The sequence below is a fragment of the Stutzerimonas sp. LR2 genome (assembly GCF_055755175.1).
In genome coordinates, this window is record NZ_JBVTRR010000003.1 from 339,897 (window position 1) to 364,574 (window position 24,678).

The window sequence follows — 24,678 nt, forward strand, 5'->3', positions numbered from 1 at the left end:
TCTCCGCTACGGGTTGACCTGCCAGGGCAGCGGCCAGCATCGGCATCGTTCGAGTCATCGAAGCCGCCCCGGGAATGGCGGACAGCATAGCCAATCCTGCATCGGCATGACCGCCACGAACTTACCTCGATTGCCATCGTCGAAAGCGCGTCCACCCTGCTACGGCTCGTCCGACGCAGCCTCAGCAGACGATCCAGTGCCGCCCCGGAACCGCCCATGCCCGAGCTCCAACGCCTCCGCCATTCCACAGCCCTGCGCCTGGCCATTGCCGCGGCGCTGATGAGCATCACTGCACCCTGCTTCGCCGAAGTCACCGAGAGCCAGCTCGCCGAGCGAGATGCCGAGAACAAGCGGGTGACCGCCGAGCTCATGGCCAAGCCCAACGAGCTGACCCAGCCGCTGCAGAGCAAGTACAACCACATCATTACCTACGGGCAGTCGCTGGCCTCCGCCGCCGAGGGCTGGCCGGCGCTGTCCGTCGCGCCACGCTACGACAACCTGATGCTCGGCCAGTCACCACGCTCGGCAGCCTTCAGCGGCGCGTCGTTCAAGCCGGTGGGCGAAGCAGCCTTCACCCCGCTGCGTGCCGTGGTGCAGCAGAAGAGCAACGCGGCCGTGGTGCTCGATGCAGAGAAGGTCGGCAAGCTCGCGCCGCAGGCGCAGGAAGAAGGCGAATCGGTGGAAGTCGGCGCGCTGAACATGGCACGTCGGCTCTATCTGCATCACCTCGGCCGCGACACCGATCCGGAACACCTGTTCGTCGCCAGCAACGCCTCGACCTCGGGTCGCTCCATTGCCCAGCTCTCGAAAACCGGTGGCACCAACGAATACCTGCGCGTGACCCAGGCCGTCGATCAGGCCAAGGCGCTGGCCGACGCGCAACAGGCCAGTTACAGCATCAGCGCATTCTTCTGGCTGCAGGGCGAGTACGACTATTCCCATACCAATGGCGGCAAGAACGATCAGGCGTACTACAAGGCCAAGCTGCGCCAGCTGCGCGACGACCTCTATGCCGACACCGCCAAGGCCATCGCCGGGCAGGAAAAGATGCCGGCCTTCTTCAGCTACCAGACCGACGCCAAATCCTCGGTCAAGGACGGTTCGCTCGCGGTCGGCATGGCGCAATGGGAACTGGCTCAGGAAGAGCTCGGCTGGTACCTGGTCGGGCCGGTCTACCCCTACACCGACAAGGGCGTGCATCTGTCGGCCAACGGTTACCGCTGGTTCGGCCAGATGCTCGGCAAGGTCTATCACCACGTCGTCATCGAGCGTAAGGAATGGGTGCCCCTGTCGCCCCGCCAGGCCACACTGGACGGCCGCGACGTACTGATCGACTACCACGTGCCGCACCCACCGCTGGCGTTCGACCAGCCTTACATCGGCCACGAGGCCCGCGACGTGAAGAACAAGGGCTTCATGCTGCAGGACGACCAGGGCGAGGTGCCCATCGCTGCCGTGGAGATCGTCGCCGACACCATCGTCCGCCTGCGCGCCGATCGCGAACTCAGCGGCCAGCCACGCGTCAGCTATGCCGGCTACCAGGTGGGCGGCGCCGGCCAGCTACGCGACAGCGACCCCATGCGTGCCGATGCGACCTACGAATACCTCAAGGACCTGATGCCCGCCGAAGCGAACATCAAGGCCCTGGTGCACCAGCCCTACCCGTTGCAGAACTGGAGCATCGCCTTCGATATTGAGGTGGCGGGCCAACCGGGCACCGAGCCCGCGGCGCGCTGACTCACGTCAGATCGGCGCCTCGATCCCCAGCAGGCGCATGCGGCGGTACATCGTCGGCCGTGACACGCCGAGTTCGCGCGCCGCGGCACTGACGTTCCAGCGATGGCGACGCAGCGTCTCGCGCAAGGCCGCGGCCGACTCGGGTTCCGGCTCCGCCTCGGCTTGCCGGCTGCGGGCGAGAATGCGCGGCAGGCATTCATCCGGCAGATCCTGCACGGTGATCTCGTCCCCCTCGCAGGTCGCCAGCGCGTACTGCAGCACGTTGCGCAGCTCGCGAATGTTGCCCGGCCAGGGATAGGCCAGCAGCGCGCTGATCGCATCACCACGCAGGTGCGGATTGCCCGGTCGCCCCTCGGCCAACTCGGCAAAGACGCGGTCGATCAGGAACGCCTTGTCCGCCCGCTCACGTAACGGCGGCAGCTTCAGCGACGCGCCATTCAGCCGGTAGAACAGGTCCTCGCGAAACGCCCCGCTCTCCACCATCTGCCGCAGGTCACGGTGGCTGGCCGCAATCACGCGGATGTCCACCTTCACCGGCCGCTCGGCGCCCAGTGGCGTCACCTCCTGTTCGGCCAGTACGCGCAGCAGGCGCGTCTGCAGGTGCAGCGGCATGTCACCGATCTCGTCGAGGAACAAGGTGCCGCCGTCGGCCTGCTGGATCAGGCCGCGCATGCCCTTGCTGCGCGCCCCGGTGAAGGTACCCGGGGCGTAGCCGAACAGTTCGCTCTCGATCAGCGATTCGGGCATCGCTCCGCAGTTGATGGCCACGAACGGCTTGCTGCGTCGGCTGCCACTTTCATGCAGCGCCTTGGCCAGACGTTCCTTACCGGTGCCGGTCTCGCCGTTGAGCAGTACGTTCAGCGGTTCGCTGCACAGACGTCGTGCGCGGGCGAGCATCTTGCGCATGACCGGGTCATCGTCGGCCAGCGCATCCAGCGGCGATTGCCCGGCCGGCGAGCTGCGCTCCGTCGCTGCCGGCGCGCGGCGGCGCGGCTCCATCAGCGCCGCGAAGAACAGCTGATGGCGATGGGTACGGAAAGCGCGTACCTGATCGTGGCTCGCGTAGGGAATACTCAGCACGTCCGCCAGTTCGCAGTCGAACAGCTGATCGACATGCACCTGGTTCGAGGTACCGAACGGGCCGGACAGTGCCAGCCCATGTTCGGCCAGCAGTCCGCGCGCGGCCGTGTTGCCAGCCAGCAGCTCGCCCTGATCGCCCAGCGCCAGCAGGTAGCGTCGGTTGATCAGGACGAACTCCCGCGAGCCATCGAAACAGAGGATCGGCCGGTCGCGATACAGGCGCAGGAAGTAAGCGTCCTCGATCATCCGCGCGTACTGCTTGACCAGCTGCAGGGCGAAGGTCTGCGAATCCTTGGATGGCGGCGAATGCAGCGCCGAGATGTCCAGCACCGCCAGCAGTTGCCCCTGGGGATTGAACATCGGCACGGCCGTGCAGGTGAGGTTGGTATGCCAGACGCTGAAGTGATCGTGCTGATGACACGTCAGCGCCTGCTGTTCCTTGATGCAGGTGCCGACCGCGCAGGTGCCGGCGTGGTCCTCGCCCCAGTCCGAGCCCAGATACAGGCCGGTCTTGCGATGCGCCTTCTCGTCCGCCGGATCGCCGAGAAACTGCACGGCGATGCCGCGGTTATCGGTCAGCAGAATCACGTAGCCCAGCTCGGCCACCTGCCGGTAGAGCTGCTCCACGCCCGCACGGGCCACGTTGATCAGCTCGTCTGCCTGGTCCTGGTGCTCGCGCAGAACCTGCCGCGGCACGAAGCGCGCCTCGGACGGACGCGCCGGGTCCAGACCGTAGTCGTGCACACAGCGGCGCCAGGAGCGCGCAATGATCGGATCGCGGTCAGCGGAAAGATGCGGCGCGTTGGCCAGCGTCAGCACCGCGTCGATATGGCTCACGGGACCGGAGAGCAGGTTCATGCATCCTCCTCGAAGCGCTCGCAGCGGATGGCAACGGGCGCCTCAGCGAAACGCTTTATTGTTATGAAGTGTACTGAAGGATAAACGATTGAACCGTCAGGACCAGCCTGAACTTTGGAAGCATGCCTGTTTGGGCGTTTCAAATATTAGCCGCACGTTGTAAAGCGCTTTACAACGCTTTACAGGTGTAAAGCGCAACTTGCGTTACACCACCGTTACGGCCATCCAATTCAAACAAGATAAATCCTTTAATTTCAGACAGATAGGTATATAAATATTCATACATGAAAGTTGGCATGACCCCTGCTGATCACCCTGTGCGGAACAAACTCTTCGCATAACAAGATCGCCAGCCGCCTGCTCCCCTCAGCGCTGTTGGTAATAATCAGGAGCTACTGTCATGCACGATTCAGCTCGTCCGCACGGCACGCTAAACCGTCGACGTTTTCTTTCTCTGTCCAGCCAGTCGCTGCTGGCGTTGAGCCTGAGCCAGTTGATCCCGGTGAACCTGCTCGCCGAAGAGCGGCAGGCGGAACTGCCTGACGGCCTGCTGCGCATGGGTCGCGACATCTTCCCCCACGATTTCATCAGCGATCGCCACTACGTACAGCCCCTGCTCGACCTGGCGGAACAGGAGCCGGCGCTGATCGGCGGCGGGCTCGACGAGCTGCAGCGGCAGGCACGCAAGGCCCACGGCAAGCGCTTCGAACAGCTGGACGAAGCCGAACGCGTGGCGCTGCTCAGCGACATCGAGAACACCCCGTTCTTCAAGGCGGTGCGCAGCAGCCTGATGTTCGGCCTGTACGACAACAAGACGCTATTCCCGCTGTTCGGCTACGAGGGCTCGTCGTGGGAATACGGCGGCTACGTCAACCGCGGCTTCGACGATCTCAACTGGCTCTGAGCCAGGGCGCCTCGCGGCGCCGACAACAAGAACAAGAGAGGGATTCCCCATGGCAACTTTTGCCCAGGACGACGATGGCGTCGTGGTGATCATCGGCTCCGGCGCTGGCGGCGGCACGCTGGCCAACGCGCTGGCCAAACAGAAGATTCGCAGCGTGGTGCTCGAGGCGGGCAAGCGGCACACGCTGGAGGACATCGAGAACGACGAGTGGGCGATGTTCAAGAAAATCTCCTGGCTCGACAAGCGCATCGCCGCCGGCGACTGGCACCTGGCCGAGAACAACCCCAACCTGCCGGCCTGGATCGTCAAGGGCGTCGGCGGCAGCACCGTGCACTGGGCCGGCATCGCCCTGCGCTTCCGTGATTTCGAATTCAGGATGCGGAGCATCAACGGCGACATCGCCGGAGCCAACCTGCTGGACTGGCCGGTGACCCTGGAAGAAATGGCGCCCTGGTACGAGAAGGCCGAGAAGCACATGGGCGTGACCGGCCCCAGCACCGGCATGGCCTATCACCCCTGGCACAACTCCTTCAAGGTGCTGGCCACCGGCGCCAAGCGGGTCGGCTACAAGGAGATTCTCTCCGGGCCGATGGCGATCAACACCGAGCCCTACGACGACCGCGCCGCCTGCCAGCAGATCGGCTTCTGCATGCAGGGCTGCAAGATGGGCGCGAAGTGGTCGACGCTCTACACCGACATTCCCCGCGCCGAAGCCAGTGGGTATTGCGAGGTGCGACCGCAGTCGATGGTGCTGCGCATCGAACACGACGCCAAGGGCAAGGTGAACGGCGTGGTCTACGCCGACGCCCAGGGCGCCATCCAACGGCAGAAGGCCCGGGTGGTCTGCGTAGCGGGCAATTCCATCGAGTCGCCGCGCCTGTTGCTCAACTCCGCTTCCTCGATGTTCCCCGACGGGTTGGCCAACTCCTCCGGCCAGGTCGGCAGGAACTACATGACCCACACCACCGCCGGCATCTTCGCCGTGATGCCCAAGCCGGTGAACATGCACCGCGGCACCACCTGCGCCGGGGTGATCTCCGACGAGTCCTACAACGATCCCTCGCGCGGCTTCGTCGGCGGTTACCGCCTGGAAATCCTTGCCCTCGGCCTGCCGTTCCTGTCCGCCTTCCTCGACCCGACGCCCAAGGGCTGGGGCCGCCAGTTCGCCTCGCGGATGGAAAAGTACAACCACATGTCTGGCGTCTGGCTGTGCGGCGAAGACCTGCCGGTCGAGAGCAACCGCATCACCCTGCACGCCAACGAGAAGGACCAGTACGGCCTGCCGATCCCGGTGGTGACCAAGAGCGATCACCCCATGGATGCCGCCATGCGCAAGCATGGCGTCGCCGCGACCGCCAGGTGTTACGAGGCCGCCGGCGCCACCGACGTGATCGAGCTGCCGCCCTACCCGGCCAGCCACAACATGGGCACCAACCGCATGAGCGCCAAGGCCCGTGACGGCGTGGTGAACAAGTGGGGCCAGAGCCACGACATCCCCAACCTGTTCGTTTCCGACGGCAGCCAGTTCACCACCAGCGGCGGCCAGAACCCCACCCTCACCATCGTCGCGCTGGCCCTGCGCCAGGCCGAGCAGATCGGCCGACTGCTCAACGAACGCGCGATCTGACCACTACTACAAGGGAGTCGACCATGACCCAGCCCACCCCCTCGCAGCGCCTGTGGATGTACGAGCAGATGCTGACCAGCCGCTACATGGAGGAATCCATCGAGCGCATCTACATGGAAGGCAAGACGCCGGTGTTCAACATGGCCAAGGGGCCGATTCCCGGCGAGATGCACCTCTCCAACGGCCAGGAGCCCTGCGCGGTAGGCGTCTGTGCGCACCTCGAGGCCGGTGACATCGTCACCGCCACCCACCGCCCGCACCACATCGCCGTGGCCAAGGGCGTCGACCTCAACGAGATGATGGCCGAGATCTTCGGCAAGGCCACCGGGCTTTCCGGCGGGCGCGGCGGCCATATGCACCTGTTCGATGGCCGGGTGAATTTCTCCTGCTCGGGGATCATCGCCGAAGGCATGGGGCCGGCCGTCGGCGCCGCATTGTCGCGGCAGATGCAGGGCAAGCCCGGCGTGGCCGTGTCCTTCATCGGCGAGGGTGCGGCCAACCAGGGCGCCTTCCACGAAACGCTGAACCTCGCCGCGCTGTGGAAGCTGCCGGTGGTGTTCGTCATCGAGGACAACGCCTGGGGCATCTCGGTGGCCAAGGCCAGCGCCACCTGCATCAAGCAGCACCACGTGCGCGCCGCGGCCTACGGAATGCCCGGTGTGTTCGTCGAGAACAACGACCCGGACGGCGTGTTCTGCGCGGCCGGCGAAGCCATCGAGCGCGCCCGTGCCGGTGGCGGCCCGACCCTCATCGAGATCGAGACCTACCGCCTGGCCGGCCACTTCATGGGCGACGGCGAAACCTACCGCCCCGAGGGCGAGAAGGACGGCCTGATGAAAAAGGACCCCATTCCCGGCTACCGCCAGCGCCTGATCGACGAGGGCGTGATGAGCGAGGCACAGGCCCACGACATCGAAGCCCGCGCCCGTGGCCGCATCGATGAAGCGGTGCAGTTCGCCCGCGAAAGCCCCTATCCACGCCCCGAAGAGGCGCTCGAGCACGTGTTCGTGTGAGCCGATCCGAACAACACGAGGAACACCTGATGAACAGCCAAGCCACCATGACCGCCGCCGTCTGGCACGGTCGCAAGGACATCCGCCTGGAACAGGTGCCGCTGCCCGGCGCGCCACAACCGGGCTGGGTGCAGATCCGCGTGCACTGGTGCGGCATCTGCGGTTCCGACCTGCACGAGTACCTCGCCGGCCCGGTGTTCATCCCGGTGGATGCGCCCCACCCGCTCACCGGCATCAGGGGTCAGTGCATCCTCGGCCACGAGTTCTGCGGCGAGATCGTCGCCACGGGTGACGGCGTCGAGGGTTACGCACCGGGCGACAAGGTCGCCGCCGATGCCTGCCAGCACTGCGGCCAGTGCCGTTTCTGCAAGACCGGCCAGTACAACCTCTGCGAGCAGCTGGCCTTCACGGGCCTGATGAACAACGGCGCTTTCGCCGAGTTGGTCAACGTACCCGCCGAGCTGCTCTACCGCCTGCCCGAAGGCTTTCCGCTGGAGGCCGGCGCGCTGATCGAACCACTGGCGGTCGGCATGCATGCGGTGAAGAAGGCCGGCAGCCTGCTCGGCGAGACGGTTGTGGTGGTCGGCGCCGGCACCATCGGCCTGTGCACCATCATGTGCGCCAAGGCCGCCGGCGCCGGCCAGGTGATCGCCCTGGAAATGTCCGCTGCGCGCAAGGCCAAGGCGCTGGAAGTCGGCGCCACGCGGGTCATCGACCCCAGCGAGTGCGACGCCATCGCCGAGATCAAGGCGCTCACCGGCGGCTACGGCGCCGACACCTCCTTCGAGTGCATCGGCCACAAGGCCACCGCCAAGCTCGCCCTCGACGTGATCCGCAAGGCCGGTCGCTGCGTGATGGTGGGCATCTTCGAGGAGCCCTCGGAATTCAACTTCTTCGAGATCGTCGCCACCGAGAAACAGGTGATCGGCTCGCTCGCCTATGCAGGGGAGTTTGCCGACGTCATCGCCCTGATCGCCGACGGGCGCATGGACGTGACCCCGCTGATCACCGGCCGCATCGGCCTGGACAACATCCTCGAGCAGGGCTTCGAGGAGCTGGCCAATCACAAGGACCGCAACGTCAAGATCATCGTCAGCCCCAGCGCGCTGGCCGGCTGAGCAGGAGACCACCATGACCACAGCAGTAAAAGAGAGAAAGCTCACCGTCGCCCGCGCCATGGCCGAAGCCGTGGCGCAGGAGATGCGCCTGGACCCGAAGGTGTTCGTGATGGGCGAGGACATCGGCCAGCTCGGCGGTGTGTTCGGCAACACCCGTGGCCTTTATGAAGAGTTCGGCAAGACGCGCATCCGCGACACGCCGATCTCCGAAACGGCCTTTATCGGTGCCGCGGTGGGCGCCGCCTCGGACGGCATGCGGCCGATCGTCGAGCTGATGTTCGTCGACTTCTTCGGCGTCTGCATGGACGCCATCTACAACCTGATGGCCAAGAACACCTATTTCTCCGGCGGCAAGGTGCCGGTGCCCATGGTGCTGATGGCCTCCACCGGCGCCGGCTACTCGGACGCTGGCCAGCATTCGCAGTGCCTCTACGGCACCTTCGCCCACCTGCCGGGCATGAAAGTCGTCGTACCGAGCAACGCCTACGACGCCAAGGGCCTGATGACCGCCGCCATCCGCGACGACAACCCGGTGGTCTACCTCTTCCACAAGGCGCTACAGGGCATGGGCTGGCTGGGCACCGAGAAAGGCGCCACGGTGCCGGTGCCGGAAGAGCCCTACATCGTCGAGATCGGTAAGGCGAAGACGGTGCGCGAGGGCCGAGACGTCAGCCTGGTCAGCCTCGGCGCCGGGGTGCATCACGCCCTGCGCGCCGCCACGCTGCTGGAAAAGGATGGCGTCAGCGCGGAGGTCATCGACCTGCGCAGCCTGGTGCCGCTGGACCGCGAACACGTCATCGCCTCGGTGCGCAAGACCGGCCGACTGATCGTGATCGACGAGGACTACCACAGCTTCGGCGTCAGCGGCGAAATCATCGCCAGCGTCGTCGAGCACGACATCGGCATGCTCAAGGCACGCCCGCAACGGGTGGCCTTCCCCGACATCCCCATCCCCTTCACCCCGGTCATGGAGCAATGGGCGCTGCCCAATGCGGACAAGATCGTGGCCGCCTATCACGCCCTGAACAAGGAATGACCCCATGAGTAAACCAACCCCCATCGTGATCGCGGACGACCTCTGGGAAGGTGACGCCGAAGCGGTAATCACCTCCTGGCTGGTGAGCGACGGCGCCGAAGTCGCCGCCGGTGACCTGGTCGCCGAGATCATGTCGGAAAAGGCCCAGTTCGAGATCGAAGCGCCGGTGGCCGGCGTGCTGAAGATCCTCGAAGACGAAGACGCGGTGATCGCCAAGGGCGCAGTCATCGCCCAGGTGGAATAGCCATGACGCAACTGGAAAACCTGTCCGGCGCACTGGCCCCCGAGCGGGTGCCACTCAAGGGCATGCGCAAGATGATCGCGGCGAAGATGCTCGAGAGCCTGCAGACCACCGCCCAGCTGACCCACCACGCCGAATGCCGGCTGGATGCGCTCAAGGCCCGCCGCGCCGAACTTAAGGCGGCTGGCAGTGCGGTGTCGGTGCAGGACCTCGTGCTGCTCAAGGTGATCGAAACGCTCAAGGCGCATCCCGGCCTGAACGCCACCCTGGCCGACGAGGTGATCCACCACCATGCGGCGGTGCATCTCGGCCTGGCCATCCCCCTGCCCGGCGACCTGCTGGTGGCACCGGCGCTGTTCAACGCCGAACAGCTGGACGGCGAAGAGCTGTGCCAGGCGCGCAAGGCGCTGGTGGACAAGGCGCTGGCCAGCAAGCTGTCGGTCAAGGAGCTGACCGGCGCCACTTTCACCGTGTCCAACCTGGGGCTGTCGCGGGTGCACCACTTCACCCCGGTGCTCAACCCGCCGCAGGTGGCCATCCTCGGAATCGGCGGCGTGCAACGTCGGCTGGAACTGAGCGCGAGCGGTGCGCTGGTGGAGGTCGAATGGCTGGGCCTGTCGCTGACCTTCGACCATCGCGCAGTGAACGGCGCGCCGGCAGCGGACTTCCTCGACGACCTGTGCCGGCGCATCGAGGAGGGTGCGGCATGAACGGCATCGCCCGCTTCAGTGTAGCGGCCGGCCTGAATGCCGAACGTGCCCTGCTACAGCGCATCTGCGATGGCCTGTTCGACTGCCAGCTGCTGCTCTGGCGCCCGACCGGCCAGGCGCTGGTGATGCCCGGCAGCTTCGAACGCCGCCCCGGTTTCGCCCTGGCCAGCCAACGCTGCGCGGCGCAGGGCTGGCCGATCCTGCTGCGAGACACCGGTGGCGAGCCAGTGCCGCAGTCGCCTGCCGTGCTCAATATCGCCCTCGCCTGCGCGCTGCCCGTCGAAGACGAGGCCGGCAAGCGCATCGTCATTGCCTACGAGCGACTGCTCGATCCGCTGGCGCTGTGGCTCGCCGAGCATGGTTTGCGGGCCGGAGTCGGCGCGGTTCCGGGTGCCTTCTGCGACGGCCGCTACAACCTCACGCTGGAAGGCCGCAAGCTGGCCGGCACAGCGCAACGCTGGCGGCGCAGCCGTGATGGCCGCCCGGCGGTGCTCGCCCATGCGGCGGTGCTGATGGACGACTGGCGCGAACCGATGGCCGACATCGTCAACCGCTTCTATCACGCCTGCGCCAGCGACCTGCGCTGCGCGGCCGACAGTCATCTGGCGCTCGGTGAGCGACTGCCAGGCGCCTGGAGCGAAGCCGAGTCGCTGTCCGACCGCTATCAACGTGTGCTGGCCTGGCAAGGCCTGGAACTCGGCGCCCGCCCCTTGCCCAGCCCGGCCACAGGCACGGTCGCCGGTCCACCCTCCCCCGTGCTTTGAAAACACCACGGCCACCAACCGGTCCGGCCATGCATCGGAGGAAACCCCATGAGCTATTCCACCCCCGACCCGCCCGGCCAGCGCGGGTATCCAACACTTCGCCCTGCCCAGTCCAGGCGAAGCGGTGACCGTCTTCCGAGGAGCCTCACCCAGCAGGGCACAACGGCCCCAACACTGGCAACCAGAGCGCAATGAAGCCGGCCAGAAGTTATAGAAGTTTGAATAAAGATTTCGAAAAGCCGTGATAGGTGCATGTTGTTTCGCGCCATTACGGGGGCTCATACCGGAATCGACTTAATAACAAAAGAAATGCCAGAAGAGCTTTATCCGTAAATGCTCGTTGTACCCCACGCACGCCTGAAACCCTAAACAAGGAAATAATAAAAATGAAATTAAAACAGTCAAACCTAAGGGTTCACCTGATGATGGCCGCCTCGCTTTTTGCGATCACGCCGCTGCATGCATCAGACAGAATCATCACAGACAAGGAATTGTCCGATGAATCAAACACTGCTGACTGGCTGGCTTACGGGCGCACACACTCCGAACAACGGTTCAGCCCGCTCAAGGACATCAACGTAGATAATGTCAGCCAACTCAAACCTGAATGGTATGCGCCGCTACCTGACCGCTCAGATATGGTCGGAACGCCCTTGGTGGTCGATGGCGTCATGTACTATGTGGGCGAAATGAACAGAACGCGTGCGTTCGATGCCCGCACGGGAAAGAAGCTTTGGGAATACGATCCGCAAGTTTCCAAAGAAATCCTCGACAACAATATGAAGAAGGTCTTCTGGAAGCATAACCGGGGACTTTCAACCTACGGCGACAAGTTGTTCATTGCCACCTGGGACGGCCGCCTGATTGCAATCAACCGAAAGGACGGCAAGGAAGTCTGGCAGACCCGTACATTCGATCACGACCAGCCGTTGAATATCACCGGCCATCCCAAGGCCTTCGACGGCAAGGTATTCGTCGGCAATGGCGGAACCGAACTTGGCCCGATGCGTGGGTATGTAACTGCCTACGATGCCGAAACCGGCAAACAGGTCTGGCGTTTCTATATCGTTCCCGGCAATCCTGCCGATGGATTCGAGGATGCCGCTCAGGAGATGGCGGCCAAGACCTGGAGTGGCCGGTGGTGGGAGAACGGCGGCGGCGGTAATGCCTGGCACGGCTGGACGTACGACGCCAAGTACAACCAGCTCATCTTTGGTACAGGTAACGGCGGCCCCTGGAACATCAAGGTGCGTAGCCCGGAGGGTGGCGACAACCTGTTCCTGTGTTCTGTCGTGGCGGTCGATGCGGATACGGGCGAATACAAGTGGCATGTCCAGACTGCCCCGGGTGACACCTGGGACTACAACTCGAACATGGACATCGTGCTGGCCGATCTGAAAATAGACGGCAAGGATGTTGACGCCGTATTGCACGCCCCCAAAAACGGCTTCTTCTATACGATCGACCGTTCGAACGGCAAGGTACTCTCCGCGGAGAAATTCGCCGATGCCAACTGGTCAACCAGGTACGACCTGAAAGAGCAGCGCCATATCGTTGCCGACGACGCCAGGTATCCCGACGGCGAGAAGAATATCTATCCATCGGCATTCGGTGCGCACTCATGGCACGCGATGTCCTATAACCCCGAGCTGAATCTTGCCTTTATCCCTACCAACCATCTAGGCAACACCTTCAAGGACGACGGTAAAAATACGAAGCCTGGCCATAAGATGGCGAGCCACAAACTCTATCTGGGGCTGACCGGTTGGGAATTGACCAAGGACCCGCACGAGTCACGGGGCTCGTTGCAGGCCTGGGACCCGGTCAAGAACAAGCGCGTGTGGCAGGTAAATCAGAAGAGTCCTTGGGGCGGCGGTACCTTGACCACGGCCGGCAACCTGGTTTTCCAGGGCGAGCCCGATGGCCTGTTCAAAGCTTATGACGCACGCACCGGTGAAGAACTCTGGTCCTATGACGTCGGCCTCGGTATCTCCGCGCCACCGATCACTTACAAGTTGGATGGCAAGCAGATGGTGTCCCTGCTGGTGGGCCCTGGTGGTGCATTGGCCTCCAACTTCGGCGGCTCCGGCGAACTGGGTTTTGAAAGCCATGGCTGGAAGTATGGTGCGCATGAGCGCCGCATCATGACCTTCTCGCTTGACGGAAAAGCGGTCGTTCCAGAACAGCCTGCGCCGCAACTCGCCAAGCCGATCATCGATGAGAAGTTTGAAGTCGATGCCGAAAAGGCCGAGACGGGCGCGGGTGTCTATGCGGAAAACCTCTGCGTTGGTTGCCACGGCGCCGGGGCTGTTGCGGGTATGAAGGCACCCGATCTGCGGGAGTCGCCGATCTTGCTCACAGGCAGCGAAAAAGCGTTTGAGAGCGTGGTGCGCGGTGGAGCATTGCTCGTCAATGGCATGCCCAAGTTCCCGGATCTGACCGATGCAGAGCTGGAAAGCATTCGCCATTTCGTGCGCAGGCAAGCACACGACGGGGTGAAGTCTGGCGGCGGACATTAGGCCGGCAACCTTCGATCGCCAACCAGACAGTTGAACCGGTAACGCCTGAATAGCCAGGCGTTACCACTGAGCAGAAACGCACGCGAATACCGTGAATGCCCACTCCCATGGCGGCTAACGGTATTCGCGGCACCCGCACCGTTACATCCCAAAGGATCAGAACAATGACAACAAGCCTGCGCTGCGGCAGCGGCCTTCTCGTCGCCTGCCTGCTCACTTCTGCCCAAGCGGCCGAGTATTCACCCGACCAGTTTCTCTTCGGCGACTGGAACGGCGCCCGCACCCGCCTGCACGAAGCCGGGGTCGACCTGCAAATCACCTACGTCAACGAACTGGCCCGCAACACCCAGGGCGGCGGCGACCATACCAGCACTTACGCCGACCAGCTGATGTTCGATGCAGCGCTGGACCTGGACAAATTGCTCGGCTGGTCCGGCGCTGGCCTGCACTTCACGCTGACCAACCGCAACGGCGAGAACCTCAACGCCGAAACGGACCTGGGCGTGCTCCTGCAACCGCAGGAAATCTACGGCTACGGCAGCGCGACCCGGCTGGTGCAGCTCTACTACCAGCAGGCGCTGCTGGACGACCGCCTGCTGGTCAAGCTCGGCCGCCTGCCCATGAGCGGGGATATCTACCCCTTCGCCTGCCCGTTCCAGAACCTCGGTTTCTGCGGCACGGTGCCCGGCTACATCACATCGAACTGGTATACCTGGCCGATCAGCCAGTGGGGCGTCACCGCGCGCTACCAGCTGGACGATGCCTGGTCGCTGCAGACCGCGCTCTATCAGGTCAATCCGCGCTTCACCGAACGCAGCCAGCGCCTGAACTTCGGCAGCCCGTCGGGCACCACCGGTTACCACGCGGTCGCCGAGCTGGGCTGGACGCCGACCCTTGCCGGCCAGCCCGGCGCCTATCGGCTGGGCCTGTGGCGCAATACCGGCGACTTCGAGGACCTGTACCGCGACAGCTCCGGCCTGCCCCTATCGCTTTCCGGCGCATCAGCCGCCGAGCACGACCAGGCCACGGGCGGCTACCTGATGGCCGAGCAGCAGGTCTGGCAGAGCGCCGCGGTGCCGGCGCGACGGTTGAAGCTGTTCGCCAACTTCATCCAGTCCGACCCGGACGTGACCTATATCGAGCGGGTCTGGCAGGTTGGCGGCATGCTCTCCGCGCCATTCGCCTCGCGCCCGAACGACGAGCTAGGCCTGGGCCTCGGGCGCCTGGACATCAACGACGATGCCCGCCGTCGCCTGCGCGAACAGGGCGACCCGGTGCCCGACGTGGAATACCCGGCCGAGCTGTATTACCGCGTGGCGCTGACACCCGCCCTCTCGCTGACGCCGAACATCCAGTACTTCCACCGACCAGGCGGCTTCGACGATGACAAGGACGTGGTGGTCGTCGGACTGAAGACGGTGGTCAGCTTCTGACCGGCGCATGAAGCGCGGCGACCGCGCGCAAAGCCGGTCGCCGCTTGCGCTTCGCTCAATCCCTCACAGCACCCAACCCTCACCGGTGCGTACCGCCCGCGGGTGCGTCAAATCAGCGTGCTGTCGCTCGTACCTGATCGATTGTCCCGATCGCCCGCAGCAAGACCAGCTGGCATAGGGATCAACCGCAAGCAATTTGAAACTGGAGGGCGGGTCGCCTCCCTTCACTGACTTGTTCCACTTGTTCTAACCGCGGCATCGCTGGCTGCGCCGCGTTGGGACGGCTTGGCTAGGTGCGCACCATCGGCGGGCGCCGAAGCGCTGGGCGGCCGCCTGATCGAGCGGTCAGCCGCCGCCCGAAATCCATTCCCAAAACAGACACATAGTCCAAATCCGCGGCGTTCTGGCACAGCCGGTGCACCTTCTAAAGCAGGCGTCATGCCCTGTTAGTACAAGTTGCTCAACCGCCAAGGTGAAGACAAATGGACAACTGGAATAGCCTGCTTGCGACCTCATTAATCGGATCCGTCCTGCTGTTCAGCGGCCCGCTGGCAGCGGAAACCATCCGCATCGGTATCGGCCATCAGAGCATGGTCACCAACACCGTTTCCGGCGGCATCGTGTTGGAGAAACTCGACCTGCTGAACAAGCACCTGCCGCACACGGGCAAGTACGCGGACGCCGACTACCGGATCGAGTTTCGCGACTACGACTCCGGCCCGCCAATCACCAACCAGATGCTCGCCGGCAAGCTCGACTTCGGTGTCATGGGTGACTACCCGCTGATCGTCAATGGCGCCAAGTTCCAGGCCACCGGCAAGCAGCAGACGCGCTTCATCGCGGTGACCGGCTACAACCTCAAGGGCACCGGCAACGGCATCGTGGTGCCCAAGGACTCACCCGTGCAGTCGCTTGCCGACCTCGCCGGCAAGAGCCTCTCAACGCCGGTCGGCAGTGCGGCCTGGGGCATGACGCTGAAGGTGCTGCGCGACGCCGGGCTGTCCGACAAGGTGACGCTGGTCAACCAGAGCCCCCCGGTGGGCGCAGCGAACATTGCCGCCGGCAAGATCGACGCGCATGCCGACTTCTGCCCCTGGTCCGAGATCATGGAATTCCGTGGCACCGCGCGGAAGATCTACGACGGCAGCGAGGCCGGCATCCCCACCTTCCACGGCATCGTAGTGCGCGACGACTTCGCCAGACAGTATCCCGAGGTGGTCGAGGGCGTGCTCAAGGCCACCCTGGCCGCGCAGCAATGGATCAGCGAAGACCCTCGGCGCGCCGCGGAAAAGGTCGCCGAATGGACCGGCGTGGAGAAGGAAGTCCTGTACCTCTATTTCAGCCAGGGCGGCATTTCGACCATGGAGGCGAGCATCAAGCCGCAGTGGGTCGAGGCGATGAAATACGACCACGCCCTACTGCAGCAGGAAATGCAGATCCCCGATCTGGATTTCGCCACCTGGATCGACGACAGCTACCTGAAGAAGGCCTACGCCGACATGGGCCTGGACTACGCCGCCGCGGTCGCCAGCGTGGTCAGCCCGGTCGCGCGCGCGCCGGGACGCAAACCGGCGGAGATCTGGTTCCAGGACCAGGGCATCGTCGCCTACGACAGCACCGCAGCCATGCTCGCCGCCGAAGCCGACGCCAAGGCGTCCGGCAAAGCCATCAACGCCACCTACGTCTACGACAACCTCACCGGCCTGAAGCTGTTCGGCAAGGCGGCCTACCTGGTCAAGGACGCCAGCGGCGAGGTGCTGGCCTTCATGAAGAAAAGCGACTCGGAGCAGCACATCGCCCAGCACGGCGGCAGCGCCCTGCTGACCCATGTACCCGTGGCGATGCTGGACTGAGCCCCTGCGCGGCCCGTGCCACGGGCCCGCCTCAAGCCGAGGAGTGACCGCATGAGCGTCAAACCGACCCCCCTGTTCGATAGCGATCCGGCAACGCCAGAAGCCGACCGGCCGCTGCTGACCGCTGCGCCGGCTCCCCAGCCAGCGCCGGTTGCCACCCCTTCCGCGCCGCGTCGCCTGCCGCCGATGGCCGGGCGTTACCTGGTGCGCGTGCTGGCGCTGCTCGCAGCCTTGCTGATCTGGCACCTGGCGACCGCCACGGGCTTCAACCTGTTCATCAATTTCGAGAACGTGCCGGCACCGCTGCTGGTGGGCCAGACGCTAATCCAGCAGCTGGGCAGCAGCGAGTTCTACCTGCATATCGTCCACAGCCTGGAACGCATCGCGCTGGCCTATGCCTACGCCGTGGTACTCGGCGTCCTTTGCGGCGTGCTCATCGGTCGTTCGCGCTGGGCCGAGGACATCCTGCTGCCCTACATCGAGCTGTTCCGGCCGATTCCGGCGGTGGCCTGGATTCCGTTGGCGATCCTGATGCTGCCAACCGAGCAGTCGAGCATCGTCTTCATCACCTTTCTCGGCGCCTTCTTCCCCATCGTGCTGAACACCGTGCACGGCGTGGAGCAGACGCCGGACGTGTTGGTGCGTGCCGCCCGCAGCCTCGGCGCCAGCGACCGGGCGATCCTCTGGCACGTGGTGATTCCCGGTGCGATGCCAAGCATCGTCGCCGGCCTGGCGATCGGCATGGGCGTAGCCTGGTTCTCGCTGCTGGCCGGCGAAATCATCAGCGGCCAATACGGCATCGGCTACTTCACCTGGACCAGCTACACCCTGGTCAAGTACCCGGAAATCATCATCGGCATGCTCACCATCGGCGGGCTCGGCACGCTCTGCACGCTACTCGTGCGCAAGGCCTGCGTGCCGCTGCTGCGCTGGCAGCAGCAGGGAGGCCGGTCATGAATGCGATCGTCTCCGACAACCGCCTCGCCGTGCTCGATCACAGCCGACTGCGCGCCAAGGCCGCGGCCAAGGGCGACGGGCGCGGCCATATCAGCGTGCGTGCGCTGTCCATCGAATTCGACCACGCCGGCGGCAAGCGCGCCGCGGTGCAACAGGCCAGCCTGGAGATTCGCCCCGGCGAGTTCGTCTGCCTGCTCGGCCCCTCGGGTTGCGGCAAGTCGACCCTGATGAACGCCATCGCCGGCTTCGTCAAACCCACCCGCGGCGAGCTGACCGTCGACGGTCAGCCCATCGCCGGACCCGGCCCGGACCGCGGCATGGTGTTCCAGCAGCACTCGCTGTTCCCCTGGAAAACGGTGCGCGAGAACGTCGCCTTCGGCCCGCTGATGGCCGGCGCCTCGCGGAACGAGGCCACCGGCGTGGCGCGCACCTTCCTTTCGCTGGTGGGGCTCGCCGCCTTCGAGGACGCCTACCCCGGCACCCTGTCCGGCGGCATGCAGCAGCGCGTCGGCATCGCCCGCGCGCTGGCCAACTACCCCAGCGTGCTGCTGATGGACGAGCCGTTCGGCGCACTGGACGCGCAGACCCGGATCATGATGCAGGAGAACCTGCTGGAGATCTGGCGCGAGTTCAGGAACACCGTGGTGTTTGTCACCCACGACATCGACGAGGCGGTGTTCCTCTCCGACCGCATCGTGGTGATGAGCGCCAGCCCCGGGCGGATCATCGCCGACATCCGCGTCGAGCTGCCGCGACCGCGCGAGCAGAGCCTGCTCACCGACCCTGCCTTCATCGACTACAAGCGCCAGTGCCTAGACCTGATCCGCCAGGAAACCCTGCGCGCCTTTCAGCAGCAGAACGGAGGCTGAGCCATGCATACCCTTCCCTTGCCTGCGCCCACGCTCGACATGACCTGTCATGACAGGCTGGAGCCACGCCCATGAGCCGCCTCGAACCGCTCGCCCCGGGTCAGTCGCCACTGCCGCTGTACGTGCAGATCCGCGACACCCTCAGACGCAAGATCCTCGAAGGCGACTATGCCGTGCATGAACGGCTGCCCTCGGAAAACGAGCTGATGACCGCCTTCGGCGTCAGCCGCATCACCATCCGCCAGGCGCTGCGCGACCTGCACAACGAAGGACTGGTGTTCAGCGCCCAGGGCAAGGGCACCTACGTCAGCAAGCCCAAGGCGGTGCAGAACGTGCAGCGCCTGCAGGGCTTCGGCGAGGCCATGGCCGCCCAGGGCTACGAAGCGACCGCGCGGCTGCTGTCGATTCAGGAGCGCAAGCCACCCAAGCCGGCGGCTGCCGCGCTGAACCTCGCGCCCGGCGCGGATGTGGTCGAGGTCAAGCGCGTGCGCTTTCTCAACCGCGCCCCGGTGTGCCTGGAACACAGCTACTTCCCCCTGGACATCGGCCAGCGCCTGTTCGGCCTGGACCTGTCCGGCGACATCTTCCCGCTGCTGGAGAACCGCTTCGGCATCGGCCTCGGCCATGCCGCCATCGGCCTCGACGCCACCCTGGCCGACGACGAACACCAGCCCTACCTCGGCCTCAAGGCCGGTGAACCCATCCTGCGCGTCGAGCGGCTGACCCATGACCGCAGCGGTCGGCCGATCGACTTCGAATACCTGTGCTACCGCGGCGACGCCTTCAAGTACCAGTTCCGGGTCGACCGGAAATAGAGGAGACCACCATGACCACGATTCACGACATCCCCGTCATCGAAACCGACGTGCTGGTGATCGGCGGTGGCACCGCCGGCCCGATGGCCGCCGTCACCGTCAAGGAGCAGGACCCGACGCTCAAGGTGCTGCTGCTGGAGAAGGCCAACGTCAAGCGCTCAGGGGCGATCTCCATGGGCATGGACGGCCTGAACAACGCGGTCGTGCCCGGCCACGCCACGCCCGAGCAGTACGTCAAGGAAATCACCATCGCCAACGACGGCATCGTTCACCAGCCGGCGCTGATGGCCTACGCCACGCGCTCGTTCTCGATGATCGAGCAGCTCGACGCCTGGGGCGTGCATTTCCAGAAGGACGAGACCGGCGACTACGACATGAAGAAGGTCCATCACCTCGGCACCTACGTGCTGCCGATGCCGGAGGGCCACAACGTCAAGAAGATCCTCTACCGCCGCCTGCGCCGGGTGCGCGTGGATATCGAGAACCGCTTCATCGCCACCCGCCTGCTGAAGGACCCGGACGGCAACATCGCCGGCATGATCGGGGTGAACACCCGCACCGCCGAGCCGATCATCATCCGCGCCAAGGCGGTGATCATGGCCACCGGTGCCGCCGGGCGCATCGGCCTGCCGAACTCGGGTTATCTCTTCGGTACCTACGAGAACCCGGCCAACTGCGGTGACGGCCACGCCATGGCCTACCACGCTGGTGCGGACCTGGCCAACCTCGAGTGCTTCCAGGTCAACCCGCTGCTCAAGGACTACAACGGCCCGGCCTGTGCCTATGTCACCGGCCCGCTCGGCGGCTTCACGGCCAACGCCTACGGCGAGCGCTTCATCGAGTGCGACTACTGGTCCGGGCAGATGATGCTGGAGTTCTTCAAGGAGCTCGAATCCGGCACCGGCCCGGTGTTCCTCAAGCTCGACCACCTGGCCGAGGAAACGATTCAAGAGATCGAGACCGTCCTGCACACCAACGAGCGGCCTTCACGCGGACGCTTTCACGAAGGCCGGCACATCGACTACCGCCAGCGCATGGTGGAAATGCACATCTCCGAGATCGGTTTCTGCTCGGGCCACTCGGCCTCCGGCGTGTGGACCGACGAGACCGGCGCGACCACCGTGCCCGGGCTGTTCTGCGCCGGCGACATGGCTTCGGTGCCGCACAACTACATGCTCGGCGCCTTCGTCTACGGGCAGATCTGCGGCGAGAGCGCAGCGGCCTTCGTCAAGGACCGCGCCGAACCCCAGCTGGACGAAGCCTTCATCGCTGCCGAACTCGCCCGCATCCAGGCGCCGCTGAAAGTCACCGACGGCATCCCGCCGGAACAGATGGAATACAAGGTCCGCCGCCTGGTGAACGACTACCTGCAGCCACCGAAGGTGACCAAGAAGATGGAGATCGGCCTGGAACGCATCCTCGCCGTGCGCGAGGACGTCCCGCGGCTGGCCGCCGCAGACCCGCACGAACTGCTCCGCGCGCTGGAAGTGCAGTCGATCATCGACTGTGCCGAGATGGCCGCCCGCGCCTCGCTGTACCGCACCGAGTCGCGCTGGGGGCTGTACCACTACCGCGTCGACCACCCCGAGCAGAACAGCGCCGAGTGGTTCTGCCACACCCGCCTGTTCAAGGACGCCAACGGCCAGATGGCCCACGGCAAGCGACCCATCGCCGACTACATCGTGCCGCTCGGCGAAGAGAAGGACGCCTACAACCGCCTGCGCGTGAAGAAGGCCGCCAATGCCTGACCGTGGGGGCGAACTCGTTCGCCCAACACCTGATGCCATGGGCGAATGAATTCGCCCCTACAGGCCGGCATCCGAGCCGGCCGTACCGAGGAGATCAACCATGCCCGTCGCCACCCACCGTTCCGCCGTCCCGGTCATCGTGGACGAAGAAAAATGCATCGCCGAAAAGGGTTGCCGTGTCTGCATCGACGTCTGCCCGCTGGACGTCCTGTGGATCAACCCGGACACCGGCAAGGCGCACATGAAGTACGACGAATGCTGGTACTGCATGCCCTGCGAGGCGGACTGCCCGACCGATGCGGTGACAGTGAACATTCCCTACCTGCTGCGCTGAGGGCCGACCGATGAAAACCTACGACGACCCACTGCTGCAGGACATCGCCACCAACCTGGCCTCGAGCGACCCCGGCATCCGCCGCGTGGCCGTGCTCGAGCTGGTCGACAGCGGCGAACCGGAAGCCGCCGAGCTGCTGATCCTGGCGCTGAACGACCCGGACCCGTCGGTGCGCCAGGAGGCGGCCAAGGTGGTCGACGAGTTCGACGCCGCCGACATCGCCGACGCCCTGATAGCCGCCCTGCAGGACAGCGACGAGGTGGTGCGCAACGCCGCCGCCCACGCGCTGGCGGACCTCAAGGACCCGGCCGCCGCGCTGCCGCTGCTCGAAGCCTTAGCTGGCAGCGACGATCCCTTCGTCGTCGCCGGCATCCTCCGTGCGCTAAAGCCGCTGCGCCATCCACAGGCGCAGGCGCCGGCCCTGGTGCGGATGCAGCACGCCGACCCGGGCGTGCGCCGCGAAGCGGTGGCGGTGATCGGCTGGCTCAAGCAGCCGGCCAATCTGCCGGCGCTGATCGAGCGGGCGCAGCACGACGACGACGCCGACGTCCGCCGCGCCGCCACCGGCGCGCTGGTCTATGCCGCGCCCGAACAGGTCGGCCCGGCGCTGATCGGCATCCTGCGCGACGAACACTGGCAGGTGCGCGTCGAGGCCGCTGTGAGCATCGGCAAGCTCGACTACCAGGCCGCACTGCAGCCCCTGGTCGAGGCCACGCACGACAGTTTCTGGCAGGTCCGGGAAAAGGCCGTCGATGCGCTCGGCAAGCTCGGTGCGGTGGGCGCGATCCCGGCGCTCGGCGTCTGCGCCCGCGACCCGATGAGCAACCTGCGCAAGGCCGCCATTGGCGCACTGGGCGCCATCGCACACAACGATGGCCGCCCCTTCGTCGAACTGGCCATGGACGACCCCGACCCGGACGTCCGCAAGCTTGCCCGCTGGGCCATGTCGAAACTCGACGCCGCGGCCTGATTTTTACGCGCTTTTTGTTGCACAGCACTTGAAGCCGAAACGTCACGAGCGCAGCGGGGCGGGGGCGCCCAGCCAAGGCGAAGGTCGCGCGCGGGAGCGGAGTTTTACAGGCCGTAAATGAGCATCCCGCGCGCCGCCTTCAACGCAGCATCCGCAAGCGCAGTGGTTTCGAGGAGAACGAAATGACCTACGTCGTTACAGAGAACTGCATCCGCTGCAAATACACCGACTGCGTGGAAGTCTGCCCGGCCGACTGTTTTCACGAAGGCCCGAACTTTCTCGTCATCAACCCCGAGACCTGCATCGACTGCAGCCTCTGCGCGCCGGAATGCCCGGCCGATGCGATCTTCGCGGACAACGCCTTGCCCGAAGGCCAACAGCACTTTCTCGAACTCAACGCCGAGCTGGCCGAAGTCTGGCCGGTGATCACCCAGAGCGCCTCGCCGCTGGCCGAGGCCGAAACCTGGGTGGACCAGAGCGGCAAGTTGGCCTTTCTGGAGCGCTGAAGCATGCCCCAACTTGTCATGACGAGTGGTTTGCGCCACGGCGTGTTGGCCCTGGTCACGGTCTGTGCCGCCACGCTCGGCAGCGCCCGCCCGCTGGACACGCCGGAACGCTTCGTGCGCAGCCCGGAAGCGCCCACGCTGCTCGTCAGCGGTGGGCCGGCGCCCATGCCGCGCGACCTTGTCATGCCGTTCATTCGCTAGAGGCCGCAAGCCCGGAGAGATTCATGAACGCCTTCACCGCATCGAACCACGACGCCACGACTCACATCGCACAGTCCCAGCGGCTGATCGACCCACCCCTCGAGATCCGCCTGCGCAAGGCGCAGCGCATGCTGGAACTGACCTGGCCGGATGGCGCGCAGAGCCGCATCAGCTGCCTGACGCTGCGGCGGGCCTGCGCCTGCTCCAATTGCCAACGCCTCCAGCAGACCGGCGCGCTGACGCTGATCGACGCCGAGGTCGGCGTGAACCGCCTGGAACTGTCCGGCATCAGCGGTCTGCAGCTGTATTTCAGCGACGGTCATTTCCGCGGCCTGTACCCCTGGGCCTACCTACGTGATCTGGGCGATCCGGCATGAATGCCCGGCTCGAAGCGCTCGCCCCGCCCGTCGCGCTGTGCCGCAAGCACTACCCGGGCGTGGCCCTGTGTGCGGTGCTGGCACTGGCCGGCAGCTTTCTTGCCGAACACTACGGCGCGCCCGCGCTGCTGATGGTGTTGCTGCTCGGCCTGGGTTTCGCCAGCCAGGGCAGCGAGGCACGCATGCAGCCGGGCGTGGCGTTGTGCAGCCGGCAACTGCTGCGCATCGGCGTGGCGCTGCTCGGCGCGCGCATTGGCGTCGCGCAGCTGGAAGCGGTCGGTGCGCGGCCCTTGTTGCTGGTGCTCGTCACGGTGCCGCTGGTGCTCGGCCTGGCGCTGCTGCTCGGCCGGCTGCTCCGACTACCGACCCTGCACAGTCTGGTGGCGGGCGCGGCAGTGGCGATCTGCGGCGTGTCGGCAGCGATTGCCGTGGCGGCGGTGATCCCGGCTGGGCGCCTGGAAGAGCGCCGGCTGCTCGCTGTGGTGGTCGGCGTGACGGCCCTCGGCACGCTGTCGATGCTGCTCTACCCGCCGCTGACCGGCCTGCTCGGGCTGGATGCGCTCGACAGCGGTCTGCTGCTCGGCGCCAGCATTCATGACGTCGCCCAAGCGGCCGGTGCCGGGTATCTCGTCTCGGAGACCGCTGGCGACGTCGCGACCCTGACCAAGCTGTTGCGGGTCGCCCTGCTCGCGCCGCTGGTGCTGGTGATCGGCCTGCTGCTGCGTCGGCAGGAACCGGGCAGCCCGGACTTTCCGCTGTTTCTGCTCGGCTTTCTCGGCCTGTTCACGCTGAACAGCCTCGGCTGGCTGCCGGCCTGGCTGCGCGAGGCGCTGGTCGCCGGTTCGCAGGCCTGCCTGCTGCTGACCATGGCCGCGCTCGGCATGCGCACCCGTGTCGGCGACCTGTTTGCCCAGGGCTGGCAGCCCTTCGCCCATCTGGCTCTGCTCAGCGCCGCGCTGCTGCTGGCGACGAGCCTGCTGCTGACCCTGTTCTGATCGACTCAATCCA

23 protein-coding genes are annotated in these 24,678 nt (G+C 65.4%); 22 read left to right on the forward strand and 1 reads right to left on the reverse strand.

Going from position 1 to position 24,678, the window contains the following annotated elements; translation table 11 throughout:
* The first annotated feature begins 216 nt into the window (after positions 1-216).
* Positions 217-1,737 carry a phosphate ABC transporter substrate-binding protein gene (locus ACVRRC_RS12490; protein WP_472997076.1) on the forward strand — a complete coding sequence of 507 codons (1,521 nt, stop codon included), beginning with the start codon at positions 217-219 and terminating at the stop codon, positions 1,735-1,737.
* Positions 1,738-1,743: 6 nt separating this feature from the next.
* On the opposite strand, the gene ACVRRC_RS12495 is transcribed toward ACVRRC_RS12490, so the two are convergent.
* The gene (locus tag ACVRRC_RS12495) at positions 1,744-3,675 is read right to left on the reverse strand and encodes a sigma-54-dependent Fis family transcriptional regulator (RefSeq protein WP_019405929.1); all 1,932 of its coding nucleotides are present in this window, start codon (positions 3,673-3,675) and stop codon (positions 1,744-1,746) included.
* Between the two features lie 400 nt (positions 3,676-4,075).
* Between ACVRRC_RS12495 and ACVRRC_RS12500 the strand changes: the two genes are divergently transcribed.
* From ACVRRC_RS12500 to ACVRRC_RS12600, 21 genes are all read left to right on the forward strand, one after another.
* The gene (locus tag ACVRRC_RS12500; protein ID WP_048329608.1) at positions 4,076-4,579 is read left to right on the forward strand and encodes a gluconate 2-dehydrogenase subunit 3 family protein; all 504 of its coding nucleotides are present in this window, start codon (positions 4,076-4,078) and stop codon (positions 4,577-4,579) included.
* A gap of 49 nt (positions 4,580-4,628) precedes the next feature.
* Complete coding sequence (locus tag ACVRRC_RS12505) at positions 4,629-6,206, forward strand: GMC family oxidoreductase (RefSeq protein WP_243364274.1); 1,578 nt, start codon at positions 4,629-4,631, stop codon at positions 6,204-6,206.
* 23 nt (positions 6,207-6,229) lie between these two features.
* A complete protein-coding gene (locus tag ACVRRC_RS12510) occupies positions 6,230-7,219 on the forward strand; it encodes a thiamine pyrophosphate-dependent dehydrogenase E1 component subunit alpha (protein ID WP_243364275.1) in 990 nt (329 codons plus the stop codon).
* Positions 7,220-7,266: 47 nt separating this feature from the next.
* The gene (locus tag ACVRRC_RS12515) at positions 7,267-8,337 is read left to right on the forward strand and encodes a 2,3-butanediol dehydrogenase (protein WP_061374365.1); all 1,071 of its coding nucleotides are present in this window, start codon (positions 7,267-7,269) and stop codon (positions 8,335-8,337) included.
* 13 nt (positions 8,338-8,350) lie between these two features.
* Positions 8,351-9,373: an alpha-ketoacid dehydrogenase subunit beta gene (locus ACVRRC_RS12520; RefSeq protein WP_243364276.1), complete on the forward strand. Its 1,023-nt coding sequence runs from the start codon at positions 8,351-8,353 to the stop codon at positions 9,371-9,373.
* A gap of 4 nt (positions 9,374-9,377) precedes the next feature.
* Positions 9,378-9,617 (forward strand): lipoyl domain-containing protein, encoded by a 240-nt coding sequence (locus ACVRRC_RS12525; protein WP_019405924.1) that lies wholly within the window; start codon positions 9,378-9,380, stop codon positions 9,615-9,617.
* Positions 9,618-9,619: 2 nt separating this feature from the next.
* Positions 9,620-10,324, forward strand: coding sequence for a 2-oxo acid dehydrogenase subunit E2 (locus tag ACVRRC_RS12530; protein WP_192475945.1), 705 nt, complete (start codon positions 9,620-9,622; stop codon positions 10,322-10,324).
* Positions 10,321-11,088 (forward strand): lipoate--protein ligase family protein, encoded by a 768-nt coding sequence (locus ACVRRC_RS12535; RefSeq protein ID WP_243364277.1) that lies wholly within the window; start codon positions 10,321-10,323, stop codon positions 11,086-11,088. The genes ACVRRC_RS12530 and ACVRRC_RS12535 overlap by 4 nt, the downstream gene beginning before the upstream one ends.
* A 386-nt stretch (positions 11,089-11,474) precedes the next feature.
* A complete protein-coding gene (locus ACVRRC_RS12540; RefSeq protein WP_026006457.1) occupies positions 11,475-13,607 on the forward strand; it encodes a PQQ-dependent dehydrogenase, methanol/ethanol family in 2,133 nt (710 codons plus the stop codon).
* Positions 13,608-13,771: 164 nt separating this feature from the next.
* On the forward strand, positions 13,772-15,040 hold the full coding sequence (locus tag ACVRRC_RS12545) for a carbohydrate porin (protein ID WP_472997077.1): 1,269 nt from the start codon (positions 13,772-13,774) through the stop codon (positions 15,038-15,040).
* A gap of 482 nt (positions 15,041-15,522) precedes the next feature.
* Positions 15,523-16,893, forward strand: a complete 1,371-nt coding sequence (locus ACVRRC_RS12550; protein WP_243364280.1) for an ABC transporter substrate-binding protein — start codon at positions 15,523-15,525, stop codon at positions 16,891-16,893.
* Between the two features lie 51 nt (positions 16,894-16,944).
* Positions 16,945-17,850: an ABC transporter permease gene (locus tag ACVRRC_RS12555; RefSeq protein WP_243364282.1), complete on the forward strand. Its 906-nt coding sequence runs from the start codon at positions 16,945-16,947 to the stop codon at positions 17,848-17,850.
* The gene (locus ACVRRC_RS12560; RefSeq protein WP_197932479.1) at positions 17,847-18,719 is read left to right on the forward strand and encodes an ABC transporter ATP-binding protein; all 873 of its coding nucleotides are present in this window, start codon (positions 17,847-17,849) and stop codon (positions 18,717-18,719) included. Before ACVRRC_RS12555 ends, ACVRRC_RS12560 begins: the two co-directional genes overlap by 4 nt.
* Positions 18,720-18,790: 71 nt before the next feature.
* Positions 18,791-19,534, forward strand: a complete 744-nt coding sequence (locus tag ACVRRC_RS12565) for a GntR family transcriptional regulator (RefSeq protein WP_003301428.1) — start codon at positions 18,791-18,793, stop codon at positions 19,532-19,534.
* An 11-nt stretch (positions 19,535-19,545) separates the two neighbouring features.
* Complete coding sequence (locus tag ACVRRC_RS12570; protein WP_014597288.1) at positions 19,546-21,282, forward strand: fumarate reductase/succinate dehydrogenase flavoprotein subunit; 1,737 nt, start codon at positions 19,546-19,548, stop codon at positions 21,280-21,282.
* A gap of 100 nt (positions 21,283-21,382) precedes the next feature.
* The gene (locus ACVRRC_RS12575; protein WP_014597289.1) at positions 21,383-21,616 is read left to right on the forward strand and encodes a 4Fe-4S dicluster domain-containing protein; all 234 of its coding nucleotides are present in this window, start codon (positions 21,383-21,385) and stop codon (positions 21,614-21,616) included.
* 10 nt (positions 21,617-21,626) lie between these two features.
* Positions 21,627-22,586 carry a HEAT repeat domain-containing protein gene (locus tag ACVRRC_RS12580; protein WP_256068397.1) on the forward strand — a complete coding sequence of 320 codons (960 nt, stop codon included), beginning with the start codon at positions 21,627-21,629 and terminating at the stop codon, positions 22,584-22,586.
* A 182-nt stretch (positions 22,587-22,768) separates the two neighbouring features.
* Positions 22,769-23,092 (forward strand): ferredoxin FdxA, encoded by a 324-nt coding sequence (gene fdxA / locus ACVRRC_RS12585; RefSeq protein ID WP_014597291.1) that lies wholly within the window; start codon positions 22,769-22,771, stop codon positions 23,090-23,092.
* A 3-nt stretch (positions 23,093-23,095) separates the two neighbouring features.
* Positions 23,096-23,293, forward strand: coding sequence for a hypothetical protein (locus ACVRRC_RS12590; protein WP_043942231.1), 198 nt, complete (start codon positions 23,096-23,098; stop codon positions 23,291-23,293).
* Between the two features lie 23 nt (positions 23,294-23,316).
* Positions 23,317-23,670, forward strand: a complete 354-nt coding sequence (locus ACVRRC_RS12595) for a DUF971 domain-containing protein (protein WP_079327269.1) — start codon at positions 23,317-23,319, stop codon at positions 23,668-23,670.
* A complete protein-coding gene (locus ACVRRC_RS12600) occupies positions 23,667-24,665 on the forward strand; it encodes a YeiH family protein (RefSeq protein WP_472997078.1) in 999 nt (332 codons plus the stop codon). The genes ACVRRC_RS12595 and ACVRRC_RS12600 overlap by 4 nt, the downstream gene beginning before the upstream one ends.
* Positions 24,666-24,678: the final 13 nt, after the last annotated feature.

Coding starts and splice junctions, on each gene's coding strand:
- ACVRRC_RS12555 (WP_243364282.1), top strand. CDS start 16,945: ATGAGCGTCAAACCGACCCCCCTGTTCGATAGCGATCCGGCAACGCCA.
- ACVRRC_RS12515 (WP_061374365.1), top strand. CDS start 7,267: ATGACCGCCGCCGTCTGGCACGGTCGCAAGGACATCCGCCTGGAACAG.
- ACVRRC_RS12570 (WP_014597288.1), top strand. CDS start 19,546: ATGACCACGATTCACGACATCCCCGTCATCGAAACCGACGTGCTGGTG.
- ACVRRC_RS12565 (WP_003301428.1), top strand. CDS start 18,791: ATGAGCCGCCTCGAACCGCTCGCCCCGGGTCAGTCGCCACTGCCGCTG.
- ACVRRC_RS12595 (WP_079327269.1), top strand. CDS start 23,317: ATGAACGCCTTCACCGCATCGAACCACGACGCCACGACTCACATCGCA.
- ACVRRC_RS12545 (WP_472997077.1), top strand. CDS start 13,772: ATGACAACAAGCCTGCGCTGCGGCAGCGGCCTTCTCGTCGCCTGCCTG.
- ACVRRC_RS12495 (WP_019405929.1), bottom strand. CDS start 3,675: ATGAACCTGCTCTCCGGTCCCGTGAGCCATATCGACGCGGTGCTGACG.
- ACVRRC_RS12500 (WP_048329608.1), top strand. CDS start 4,076: ATGCACGATTCAGCTCGTCCGCACGGCACGCTAAACCGTCGACGTTTT.
- ACVRRC_RS12540 (WP_026006457.1), top strand. CDS start 11,475: ATGAAATTAAAACAGTCAAACCTAAGGGTTCACCTGATGATGGCCGCC.
- ACVRRC_RS12530 (WP_192475945.1), top strand. CDS start 9,620: ATGACGCAACTGGAAAACCTGTCCGGCGCACTGGCCCCCGAGCGGGTG.
- ACVRRC_RS12510 (WP_243364275.1), top strand. CDS start 6,230: ATGACCCAGCCCACCCCCTCGCAGCGCCTGTGGATGTACGAGCAGATG.
- ACVRRC_RS12525 (WP_019405924.1), top strand. CDS start 9,378: ATGAGTAAACCAACCCCCATCGTGATCGCGGACGACCTCTGGGAAGGT.
- ACVRRC_RS12550 (WP_243364280.1), top strand. CDS start 15,523: ATGGACAACTGGAATAGCCTGCTTGCGACCTCATTAATCGGATCCGTC.
- ACVRRC_RS12535 (WP_243364277.1), top strand. CDS start 10,321: ATGAACGGCATCGCCCGCTTCAGTGTAGCGGCCGGCCTGAATGCCGAA.
- ACVRRC_RS12580 (WP_256068397.1), top strand. CDS start 21,627: ATGAAAACCTACGACGACCCACTGCTGCAGGACATCGCCACCAACCTG.
- ACVRRC_RS12490 (WP_472997076.1), top strand. CDS start 217: ATGCCCGAGCTCCAACGCCTCCGCCATTCCACAGCCCTGCGCCTGGCC.
- fdxA (WP_014597291.1), top strand. CDS start 22,769: ATGACCTACGTCGTTACAGAGAACTGCATCCGCTGCAAATACACCGAC.
- ACVRRC_RS12575 (WP_014597289.1), top strand. CDS start 21,383: ATGCCCGTCGCCACCCACCGTTCCGCCGTCCCGGTCATCGTGGACGAA.
- ACVRRC_RS12600 (WP_472997078.1), top strand. CDS start 23,667: ATGAATGCCCGGCTCGAAGCGCTCGCCCCGCCCGTCGCGCTGTGCCGC.
- ACVRRC_RS12505 (WP_243364274.1), top strand. CDS start 4,629: ATGGCAACTTTTGCCCAGGACGACGATGGCGTCGTGGTGATCATCGGC.
- ACVRRC_RS12520 (WP_243364276.1), top strand. CDS start 8,351: ATGACCACAGCAGTAAAAGAGAGAAAGCTCACCGTCGCCCGCGCCATG.
- ACVRRC_RS12560 (WP_197932479.1), top strand. CDS start 17,847: ATGAATGCGATCGTCTCCGACAACCGCCTCGCCGTGCTCGATCACAGC.
- ACVRRC_RS12590 (WP_043942231.1), top strand. CDS start 23,096: ATGCCCCAACTTGTCATGACGAGTGGTTTGCGCCACGGCGTGTTGGCC.